Origin of the sequence: Rathayibacter sp. VKM Ac-2856 (assembly GCF_013205055.1) — a bacterium.
GTDB lineage: Bacteria > Actinomycetota > Actinomycetes > Actinomycetales > Microbacteriaceae > Rathayibacter.
The window spans coordinates 58,269-66,667 of sequence record NZ_JABMLF010000007.1 but is presented as its reverse complement, the minus strand read 5'-3'; the positions used below and the strand labels follow the sequence as shown (position 1 = coordinate 66,667).

The following is an 8,399-nucleotide window of genomic DNA, read 5'->3' as shown; positions in this document are numbered from 1 at the left end:
TCCGCTACCGCGGTACAGCGGTGAGGCACCACCTGAATCCCGTGCTCTCGCACTTCTACGGCGCGCCGCCCATGGCGTTCCTCACCGTCGGCGCGGGAACCCTCCTCCTCGGCAAGGACTGGATCGGCCTGCCGGCCGCTGTCACCATCGACTGGGTGCTCTGGGGTGCGGGGACTCTCGGCGGGCTGGTGACGGCGGTCCTGGTGCCCTACCTCGCGTTCACCCGGCACGAGAACAAGCCCGATTCGGCGTTCGGCGGCTGGCTGATGCCGATCGTTCCGCCGATGGTGTCCGCTTCCACCGGCGCACTGCTGCTGCCGTACGCGCCCGCCGGGCAAGCGCGGGAGACGCTCCTGTGGTCCTGCTACGGCTTCTTCGGCCTCAGCCTGGTCGCGTCGCTGGTGGTGATCACCCTGATCTGGAACCGGCTCGCGCAGCACAAGGTCGGAGCAGCGGGGATGGTGCCGACGCTGTGGATCGTCCTCGGTCCGGTCGGACAGTCGATCACCGCCGTGAATCTGCTCGCCTCGAACGCGCCCACCGTCGTGGACGCCGGCACGGCGCGTGCGCTGCTGGTCGTGGCTCTGGTGTACGGCTTCGCGATGCTCGGCTTCGCACTGCTCTGGACCGTCATCGCCCTCGCGATCACCCTCCGCACCGCGAAGGAGCACCTGCCGTTCAGCCTGACGTGGTGGTCGTTCACGTTCCCCGTCGGCACCTGCGTCACCGGACTGAACGGCCTCGCCCTGCACTCCGGTCTCACGGTCGTCGCCGGCCTCGCGGTGCTCTACTACGTCGGCCTGGTCGCCGCGTGGATCATCGTCGCCGCCCGCACGTTCCACGGTTCCGTGATCCGCGGAACCCTGCTCGCACCACCGCGACCGGCCTGACCGGGATCGAGGACCATCGTGGACATCCGGACCCTGAACGCCCTCGCCGAGACCTGGCGGAGTACCGCGGACGCGACCGGACGCTTCGTTCCGGGCTTCGATCCCCGCTCCGGCGGCACCGCCAGTCGCGTCCTGGTGCTGATGCAGTCACCCGGCCCTCGGACGATCGCCGCGGGATCCGCTGCCGTCTGCAGCGAGGACAACCTCGGGCCCACCGCCGCCGCGTTCCGGGCGGCCCGAATCGAGTCCGGACTCTCCCGCGACCACTACCTCCGATGGAACCTCATCCCGTGGGAGATCCCTGGCCGCGTCCGCCCCGCGGACATCGAGCAGGGTCGGCTCGCGCTCGGTGAGCTGCTGGAGCTGCTGCCCGCGCTCGACGCCGTCGTCACCTACGGGACCGTGGCGCTCGACGGGGTCATGCGCTATCTGACCCTGCACGATGATCCCCGTGTCGTCCCCGTACTCGCGGCACCGCACCCCTCACCGGCCAACGGACGTCACCGCGCCGACCAGCACCTCCGCTCCGTGAACGCGCTCCGCCTCGCGAATCGTCTCGGATCCGGTCGGCGAATCGCAGACTGACGGCACTGAAGGCAGACGTCCGCGGCTCGGTCGGCACCGGTCGTCGTGACCGATGAGGCGCTGATCTCAGACGGTCCCCGTCCTCGGACCGCTGACGGGAGCGGCCGGGTCGTCCACGACGTCGACGGTGTACGCCGCGCCGTGCTCGAGCGTGTGGCCGACGGTGCACTGGCGATCCACGGCCCGGTGGGTGCGTTCGGACAGTGAGGCGATCCGCTCGGGATCGAGCGCCGACAGGTCGGCGCGGATCACGGCGGTGATGGAGTCGTAGCGGTCCTCACCCTCGGGCTTGGTCGCGGTGATGTCGGTGGTCGCTTCGAAGTCGGCTCCGAGCCGGCTGGCGAGGAGGTGGTCCGAGGAGAGCATGCCGCAGGCGGCGAGGGCGAGGTGCAGCAGCTCGCCGGGCGAGAACACGCCGTCGGCGTCCGACCCGCCGATGCGGACCTCGGCTCCTCGCGCGTTGCGGCCGATGAAGCTTCTCGGGCCCTCGCGGGTGATGTGCAGCGGCGTGGTCTCGGTGCTCATGGTCTGCTCCTGTCCGGTGTCCGCGGCACCGCGGGCAGTGCCGGTGTCTCCTGCGGGTGGGCGGTGTCTCAGGTGTCGGTGCGGACGAGGGGGGAGTTCGTGCCGCGGACCCTGATGTCGACACCGGTGATCTCCGACCGGGCGATGCCCGTGGACGCCGCCAGGTCGACGGCGCGCTGCCCGGCCGCCGTCCAGGTGGCGACGGTGATCGTGCTGCCGTCTGTGCGGGTGATCACGAGTTCGTACTCCGCGTCGGCGGGCGCATCACCACTGTAGGTGCAGCTCCACTCCAGCCGGGTGCCCCACGGCTTCCCCTCGACCTGGATGTCCGCAGCGAGAGCGGGATCGGCCGCGATCGGGTCCATCGGTTCGAGGATCGCCTCGCTCGCCACGGGAGCGCCCGCGATGCCCGTGCCGAGAGCGACGCCTCCGAAGACGGAGGCGGTGACGGCGGCCGCGACGGCGAGGGACGTCACCAGCCGGCGCCGACGTCGGCGCGTCCGGACACGGTGAGCGATGGCGGGCAGCGTCACCGGGGAGGGCGGCGCGTCCTCGCCGTCGTCCGATGCGCTGATGGCGAGAGCATCCTCGACGGAGAGCCGACCGACGATGCCGGGCAGTCCTGCCAGCTCTGCCACGGCCGCGCGGCAGGCCGCGCAGCCGCTGAGGTGCTGCTCGTACTCGAGTCGCTGATCCGCGGGGAGAGCGCCGAGGACGTAGGACGCGTCCCAGTCGCGGTACTCGTCCTCCGTCGCAGAGCTTCCGTGGTGGTCGTTCATCGGGTGACGCCCCTTTCCTGCAGAGCCAGTCGCAGTCCGCGCAGTCCGTAGTGCAATCGAGATTTCGCTGTTCCCTCGGGGATGGAGTGCCGGCGGGCGATCTCGGGGACGGTGTGTCCGAGGAAGTACGCGTCCACCACGATCCGACGATGCTCCACCGACAGCGAGGCGAGAGCGTCGGCGACGAGGATGCTGTCCAGGACCGCGTCGGTGCGATCGGGGACGGCGCCGCCGCCGTCCTCGTCCTTCGCCGGCACTTCGCGTCGGCTCCGAGCGGAGCGGGCGTCGTCGATGACGAGGTTGCGGGCGACGGTGAACAGCCACGCGCGCGCGGCGTCGGCGTCGCGTTCGAGGACCTGCGGGCGCTGCCAGGCCCGGACCATCGTCTCCTGCACGACGTCCTCCGTCAGCGCCGCGTTCCGAGTGAGGTTCTGCACGAATCGCCGCAACGCCGGGCCGTGACTCTCGTACAGCGCCGCCAGGAGCTCATCGACGGGGCGGGGCACAGTGCTCACCGCCTCGAAGCGCCACGGCGCACTCCGTCATCTCGGTTGCTCCGATCACTGCGGGTCATCCCTTCCGGTCCTTGCCTGTCGAGAACCGGCGACCCGTCCGGGCGATGCGCTTCGCTGCGCGGGGACGGGTCGCCGTCGCATCAGGACGCCGGGGTGGCGGTGCTCATGCCCGCAGCTTCCTTGTTCATCGTGCCGTCAGGGAGGAGGACGTACCAGGCGTCCTTCACACCCTGCCCGTTGACCTGGCCCGGTGCGGTGTCCTTCGCGAACCGGTAGACCGGCCATCCGTCGACGGTCAGCTGGGTCGTCCCGTCGGTGCGCGTGATCGAGCCGACCTCTCCGGTGATCCCATCCGCGGCGGTCGTGCTGGACGCCGACACGGCCGGCCAGGTCGTGGCGCACTCGTCGTAGCAGCTGCTGCTGCCCGAGTTCTGCGTGTCCTTCGTGAACGTGTAGACGGTGGAGCCGGCCTCGTCCGTGATGATCTCGCCCAGCGGCGAGGACGCCGTCGTGAGAGCCGCCGTCTCAGCGGAGGCGGAGGCGGTGGCGGAAGGGCTGTCGGCCGGCGCTTCCGACGAGGCGGCCGAGCCGGCGGCCGTCGAGCATCCGGCGAGAAGGACGGCGGCGAACGCCGCAGTGGTCACAGTGGTCGCGATTCGCTTGAGCATGATGCCTCCTGTAGTGCGGGGGCCGAGGTGGTCCCACCGAGGACACGACACAGCAGTCGCGGACGTTCAACGAGGCGAGAAGATCGCTGGGAGAGCATCCGCGCGGCGGGCGGCTTCAGCGAGAGCGACGATCCGTTGCGCGCTCCTTCGCGTGAAGGCCCGAGGCAGCGCGCTGCTCTCCATCCCCGCGCAGACCGAGGCGAACGAGCACGCAGACCGCCAGGGAACGGTACCCGCGGCCGTACTGCTGAGGATCCGGGCCACCTCGTCAGGTGGGATCGGGCTTCGCTGTATCGCCACGAGGCGGACGCCACTCGGCGCGCTCCTGCTCAAGAGCAGACAGCCTCCCAGTAGAGGCTCGTCCTCTGGCCGATCGAACCCCCTCGGCGGAAGTCTCCGCGAGCAAGCAGACGCCGACCTCGGTCGGCGCTGTGGTGTGCGCTGCGCGCATTTTTGCCTGGAAGCCTTCGGCAGCGTACGGGCCTGCGGCGTCCACGCAAGCCGCTGCGCGGCCGGCTCCTCCGAGGTTCCCGCCACGCGGTCGCTGCGCTCCCTCACATCGCGCCGACAACCTCTCCTCCGCCGCCCTCCGGGTTGCGCTCCCGCCTCCGCCTCTGCTCGGCACTACGTGCCTTCCAGGCAAAAAAACGCTGGGAGAGAAGGAAGAACAGGCGAGCCAGACCACCCCCGCTGGCTTGACAAACCTGATTGAGAATCACGGCAAAAAAACGATGAGGAAGAGGAAGAGAAATGCAGCAGATCACGACCGTCAGCACCTTCGTCCCGGCCGCCACCGAGGAGGGGATGCGCACCCAGTTCCGCAAGATCGCGGAGCGCGACGAGGACCTTGCCGCCCACGCACGCAACGGCTGGGCGCTCGCGCACACCGCCACGATCCCCGGAACCGAGGGCGTCATGTTCGTGGACACCCTCACCCGCACCCAGCAGTAGCCCGCACCACCATCGAGGAGGAAACGCCATGTCAGACACCATCACCACCAGCCCCGCGGCGGAGGAGCCGACCCTCCTCGACGCGGTTGCCGAGTTCGCCTCCGTGTTCTCCCACGGGGACACCGCCGACGACCTGGCCGTCCGACTCAGCTGTGCCGAGGTCGACGCGCTGGCCGGACTCCTGCGAGCATTCGGACGTGACGAGGCCGCGGACCTGTGGATCGCGGAGCACGCCACGGACGACGACGAGGGCGATCGGCACCACGCTGAGGGAGGATCGGAGCGATGAGCGAGCAGCAGGCCACCCCCGACGCGGTGGCGATCTACCAGGCGGCCGTGGCGACGTTCGCGGTGACTCTCTCGGACCCCGCCGTCGCGGAAGCGATCGCCCCGACGCTCACGTGCGCACGCGCGACGCCGATCATCGACCTCCTCACCGAGGCAGGACACACCGACGCCGCCGAGCAGTGGGCCGAGCTGCACGCCTGGACCCGGCTCAACGACGAGCACGACCCGCACCGCGGCGACGAGTCGGACGGGTGGGCCGACTGATGCTCACGGTCTACTCGAAGCCGTCGTGCGTGCAGTGCACCGCGACCTACCGCGCGCTCGACGCGAAGGGCATCGAGTACGAGGTCGTGGACCTCACGACCAACCCGGCCGCGCTCGAGTACGTCATGGAGGAGCTGGGCTACTTTGCCGCTCCCGTCGTCGTCGCCAGCGATCAGGACCACTGGTCGGGGTTCCGTCCTGACCTCATCGAGAAGCACGCGGCATGACCGGCGACATCCCAGGCGACGAGTTCCGCGCCGGATACCTCGCCGGATTCGCGGACCGTCAGGCCGAGGTGGACCGGCTGGAGAACGACGCCGACCGGCTCTACCGCGCCGCCTACGGCGACGAACGCCGCATCCCCGGTCAGTACGTGACCCGCGCCGAGCTCGAACAGCGCAGAGCGCTGTCCGAGCCGCCCGTGGAAATCACCCGGCGCGAAGCGCTCGCATCCTGGGGGATCGAACCGCCCACCGAGGAGCCCGCAGACACCCCCGCGGCCGAGCCCGCGACCCCGAGCCCGTCGACGGCGACGGGACCCACCAACCGCACGAGCAGGAGACGACAGATGAGCACCAGGACGATCACCGGGAACCTCGCCACCGACCCCGAGGCCGTGCAGGCGGGCCGCGTGCAGATCGTGAAGCTGCGCGTCATCGAGAACACCGGCGAATACCGCGGCGGCGAATGGACCCCGCACGAGGCCCCGACGACGCACTTCGTGGAAGCGAAGTTCGAGCTGGGCGAGCACGTGCTCGCCTCCCTCCACAAGGGCGACGGCGTGATCGTCGTCGGCTACGAGCGCACCGTCTCCTGGGGCGAAGGCGACGACCGGCGCACCGGCCGCGTCCTCGAAGCCGACGCGATCGGCCCCAACCTCACCCGCGCGACCGCTGTCGTCACCACTGTCACGCGACGCGCGCCACGGCGCAGCGCCACACCCGCGGGGGAGTAGCGCGCCCGCTCAGCCGATCCGGAGCACGTAGAGGATGACGTGATCCTCCGGAATCGCAGCGCGCACTTCCGCGATCGCCGCGGCCGACGTCGCCGCGTTGCTCTGCACAACCGTCGATGCCGATTCAGCGCGCGTCCGGTGTGCCAGTTCCCACATGCTCCCATCGTCGCACCCGGCGCCGACACGAGCGCCTTGAGCGCGGCGGACCGGCAGTGCCGGCCCGCGAGGGGGAGAGCCCCCTCGACCCCCCACCCGACCACGTGGAACGGCCGCGCGCTCGAGCGACAGTCAGCTGCGAGGACGCGGCTTGTACTTCTTCCCGGCCCGGATGTTCCGGTTCTCGATCACACCGACCACCGCCAGGCCCGCGGCAACGAGGACGATCAGCGCCCACCCGAGCACGTTCAACCACGTCCCGGTGAATGCCGCATAGGTCTGCTCGCCGGCGATGGAGAAAAGCATCAGGGACAGCCCGAACCAGACCATGCCATTGCTGATCAGCGCGGCACGCGCGAGCTTGGTCCGAGGCTTCGACATGCCCTCACCCTTTCACCGCAGGCTGGACGTGTCCACGACGAGACGTCCGCGCTGCCGTGAACTAAGCCGCGCTCGTCCCGGGGTGCAGCGCTTTGGCGGACGCGATGTGCGCCCTCATTTCGTCGTCAGACGTCCCTCGACGGTGCCAATCGCGGAGGCGGTTCGCGAAGTCGCGCGCCCAGGTGTTCACGGGACCGCCCGCGGCCAGAGCGCTTTCTACGTCGGCATCCGTGCGCAGCGGATCCGGCACCAGTTGGAGCCGGCGCATCGACTCGGTGGCTTGCTCGTTTCCTGCCACCCGCTCGGCTTCAAACCATTCGCCTAGGAGGTTGCCGTCCGCGTGTGTGCTCAGTGCTTCTAGGAGGGTGAGGCTCACGCGAAGTTCTCGCAGCGGCTCCGCGACCGATTCCGCTCGCAGGTTGATCGTGTTCAGAATCGCGAGAGCAGTAAGAGCGCGAACGAAGGCGGCATCGATTCGTTCCTCGACCCGAGCGGCGGCCGCAGCTTTCCGTTCTGACGCGGCTAGCCCAACAGCGACCAGCGTCGAAATCACGATCGCGGCCGCCGGCAGAGCGATCCCCGTTACGACGTCCAGCGTGGTTCCATCCATCTCACCAGCATCGCGTAAGAGGATCCAGCACCGGACGCCTCCGCACCTACACGGCGCGGAGGAGGTACTTCGCGAAGATCCCGTCGTCGTCGTACTCGGCCCGCTCGATCGAGAAGCTGGCCTGGGTGAACATCGGTTCCAGGAGCCATGTGAACGTCGAGTGCTCGTCGGTGACGTGCTCCTCGAGGTCGGCGCGCGTCCACCCGCCCTCTTCGTCGGAGTACCCGGTGGAGCACCAGTGCTCGATGCGTTCGACTGCTTCGGAGACGGGGAAGTTGTAGACCACATCCCAGATGCGGAGGACCCCGCCGGTCCGCAGCATGCGCCGCATCCGGTCGAGCGCGAGCGCCTTCCAGAAGTCAGGGAGGTGGTGCAGGGCGTACCGCGAGTACACGAGATCCGCGCTCCCCGCCGGCCATTCGAAGGTGAGGTAGCCACCCTCCGCGACCGTGACCGGCGCACCCGTCGCCGCCACCTTGCGGCGCAGCTCGCGCAGCATCACGGGCGAAGGGTCGACGGCGACCACGTTCGACCAGTGCCCGGCGGCGAGGAGCGCGAACTGTCCCGTTCCCGCTCCTAGATCGATCACCGTGCCCTCCCGTTCCGGGAGGACTGTGCTCAGCCACTCGACCTCGGCGGCGGCGCCGGCGTCTTCCTTCTCGTCGTAGTGTGCGACGTGCTCGGCGTCGGTGTTCTCCCGCCCGAGAGACGTGCTCTCGTCCAAGAACCAGGTCGGCTGACTCGCGGTCACGGCGGATCCCTTCGAGAGGTGACATCGCTGCGACGTATCCGCCGCTTACCGAGGAAGCCTAGGCGCGAGGGGTGTTCCGTA

At 69.6% G+C, this 8,399-nt stretch carries 15 protein-coding genes; 7 read left to right on the top strand and 8 right to left on the bottom strand.

The features are described from left to right. The coding region (locus HQQ82_RS19455; RefSeq protein ID WP_173236011.1) for a TDT family transporter at positions 1 to 890 on the top strand (890 nt) is incomplete at its 5' end. 18 nt (positions 891 to 908) lie between these two features. Beyond that, positions 909 to 1,475: a uracil-DNA glycosylase family protein gene (locus HQQ82_RS19450; RefSeq protein WP_230674225.1), complete on the top strand. Its 567-nt coding sequence runs from the start codon at positions 909 to 911 to the stop codon at positions 1,473 to 1,475. Between the two features lie 66 nt (positions 1,476 to 1,541). Here HQQ82_RS19450 and HQQ82_RS19445 read toward each other — a convergent pair whose 3' ends face one another. The 4 genes from HQQ82_RS19445 to HQQ82_RS19430 all read right to left on the bottom strand — a co-directional run bounded on the left by HQQ82_RS19445 (position 1,542) and on the right by HQQ82_RS19430 (position 3,962). Then, positions 1,542 to 2,000 (bottom strand): OsmC family protein, encoded by a 459-nt coding sequence (locus HQQ82_RS19445; protein ID WP_055794432.1) that lies wholly within the window; start codon positions 1,998 to 2,000, stop codon positions 1,542 to 1,544. Positions 2,001 to 2,068: 68 nt separating this feature from the next. Then, positions 2,069 to 2,779 carry an anti-sigma factor gene (locus HQQ82_RS19440; RefSeq protein ID WP_173236009.1) on the bottom strand — a complete coding sequence of 237 codons (711 nt, stop codon included), beginning with the start codon at positions 2,777 to 2,779 and terminating at the stop codon, positions 2,069 to 2,071. Then, complete coding sequence (locus HQQ82_RS19435; protein ID WP_056045897.1) at positions 2,776 to 3,285, bottom strand: sigma-70 family RNA polymerase sigma factor; 510 nt, start codon at positions 3,283 to 3,285, stop codon at positions 2,776 to 2,778. Before HQQ82_RS19435 ends, HQQ82_RS19440 begins: the two co-directional genes overlap by 4 nt. Before the next feature lie 149 nt (positions 3,286 to 3,434). Next, the gene (locus tag HQQ82_RS19430) at positions 3,435 to 3,962 is read right to left on the bottom strand and encodes a hypothetical protein (protein WP_056045783.1); all 528 of its coding nucleotides are present in this window, start codon (positions 3,960 to 3,962) and stop codon (positions 3,435 to 3,437) included. Positions 3,963 to 4,712: 750 nt separating this feature from the next. On the opposite strand from HQQ82_RS19430, the gene HQQ82_RS19425 reads away from it, so the two are divergent. Genes HQQ82_RS19425 through HQQ82_RS19405 form a run of 5 tightly spaced genes read left to right on the top strand, consistent with a single transcriptional unit; the run spans position 4,713 to position 6,420 of the window. Next, positions 4,713 to 4,913 carry a hypothetical protein gene (locus HQQ82_RS19425; RefSeq protein ID WP_104277728.1) on the top strand — a complete coding sequence of 67 codons (201 nt, stop codon included), beginning with the start codon at positions 4,713 to 4,715 and terminating at the stop codon, positions 4,911 to 4,913. Between the two features lie 28 nt (positions 4,914 to 4,941). Beyond that, positions 4,942 to 5,202: a hypothetical protein gene (locus HQQ82_RS19420; protein ID WP_216848815.1), complete on the top strand. Its 261-nt coding sequence runs from the start codon at positions 4,942 to 4,944 to the stop codon at positions 5,200 to 5,202. After that, a complete protein-coding gene (locus tag HQQ82_RS19415) occupies positions 5,199 to 5,465 on the top strand; it encodes a hypothetical protein (protein ID WP_159424190.1) in 267 nt (88 codons plus the stop codon). The genes HQQ82_RS19420 and HQQ82_RS19415 overlap by 4 nt, the downstream gene beginning before the upstream one ends. Beyond that, positions 5,462 to 5,692 carry a glutaredoxin-like protein NrdH gene (gene nrdH / locus HQQ82_RS19410; RefSeq protein WP_173236015.1) on the top strand — a complete coding sequence of 77 codons (231 nt, stop codon included), beginning with the start codon at positions 5,462 to 5,464 and terminating at the stop codon, positions 5,690 to 5,692. The genes HQQ82_RS19415 and nrdH overlap by 4 nt, the downstream gene beginning before the upstream one ends. Beyond that, positions 5,689 to 6,420, top strand: a complete 732-nt coding sequence (locus HQQ82_RS19405) for a single-stranded DNA-binding protein (protein WP_173236007.1) — start codon at positions 5,689 to 5,691, stop codon at positions 6,418 to 6,420. The genes nrdH and HQQ82_RS19405 overlap by 4 nt, the downstream gene beginning before the upstream one ends. 9 nt (positions 6,421 to 6,429) lie before the next feature. Here the strand turns inward: HQQ82_RS19405 and HQQ82_RS19400 are convergent, their stop codons facing one another. From HQQ82_RS19400 to HQQ82_RS19385, 4 genes are all read right to left on the bottom strand, one after another. Beyond that, positions 6,430 to 6,576 carry a hypothetical protein gene (locus HQQ82_RS19400; protein ID WP_159424192.1) on the bottom strand — a complete coding sequence of 49 codons (147 nt, stop codon included), beginning with the start codon at positions 6,574 to 6,576 and terminating at the stop codon, positions 6,430 to 6,432. 132 nt (positions 6,577 to 6,708) lie between these two features. Then, on the bottom strand, positions 6,709 to 6,957 hold the full coding sequence (locus tag HQQ82_RS19395; protein ID WP_104268925.1) for a hypothetical protein: 249 nt from the start codon (positions 6,955 to 6,957) through the stop codon (positions 6,709 to 6,711). 61 nt (positions 6,958 to 7,018) lie between these two features. Continuing rightward, positions 7,019 to 7,567, bottom strand: coding sequence for a hypothetical protein (locus HQQ82_RS19390; RefSeq protein ID WP_173236005.1), 549 nt, complete (start codon positions 7,565 to 7,567; stop codon positions 7,019 to 7,021). A 46-nt stretch (positions 7,568 to 7,613) separates the two neighbouring features. Continuing rightward, positions 7,614 to 8,318, bottom strand: coding sequence for a class I SAM-dependent methyltransferase (locus tag HQQ82_RS19385; protein WP_173236003.1), 705 nt, complete (start codon positions 8,316 to 8,318; stop codon positions 7,614 to 7,616). Between the last annotated feature and the right edge of the window lie 81 nt (positions 8,319 to 8,399).

Coding starts and splice junctions, on each gene's coding strand:
- HQQ82_RS19445 (WP_055794432.1), bottom strand. CDS start 2,000: ATGAGCACCGAGACCACGCCGCTGCACATCACCCGCGAGGGCCCGAGA.
- HQQ82_RS19440 (WP_173236009.1), bottom strand. CDS start 2,779: ATGAACGACCACCACGGAAGCTCTGCGACGGAGGACGAGTACCGCGAC.
- HQQ82_RS19430 (WP_056045783.1), bottom strand. CDS start 3,962: ATGCTCAAGCGAATCGCGACCACTGTGACCACTGCGGCGTTCGCCGCC.
- HQQ82_RS19425 (WP_104277728.1), top strand. CDS start 4,713: ATGCAGCAGATCACGACCGTCAGCACCTTCGTCCCGGCCGCCACCGAG.
- HQQ82_RS19420 (WP_216848815.1), top strand. CDS start 4,942: ATGTCAGACACCATCACCACCAGCCCCGCGGCGGAGGAGCCGACCCTC.
- HQQ82_RS19415 (WP_159424190.1), top strand. CDS start 5,199: ATGAGCGAGCAGCAGGCCACCCCCGACGCGGTGGCGATCTACCAGGCG.
- HQQ82_RS19405 (WP_173236007.1), top strand. CDS start 5,689: ATGACCGGCGACATCCCAGGCGACGAGTTCCGCGCCGGATACCTCGCC.
- HQQ82_RS19400 (WP_159424192.1), bottom strand. CDS start 6,576: ATGTGGGAACTGGCACACCGGACGCGCGCTGAATCGGCATCGACGGTT.
- HQQ82_RS19395 (WP_104268925.1), bottom strand. CDS start 6,957: ATGTCGAAGCCTCGGACCAAGCTCGCGCGTGCCGCGCTGATCAGCAAT.
- HQQ82_RS19390 (WP_173236005.1), bottom strand. CDS start 7,567: ATGGATGGAACCACGCTGGACGTCGTAACGGGGATCGCTCTGCCGGCG.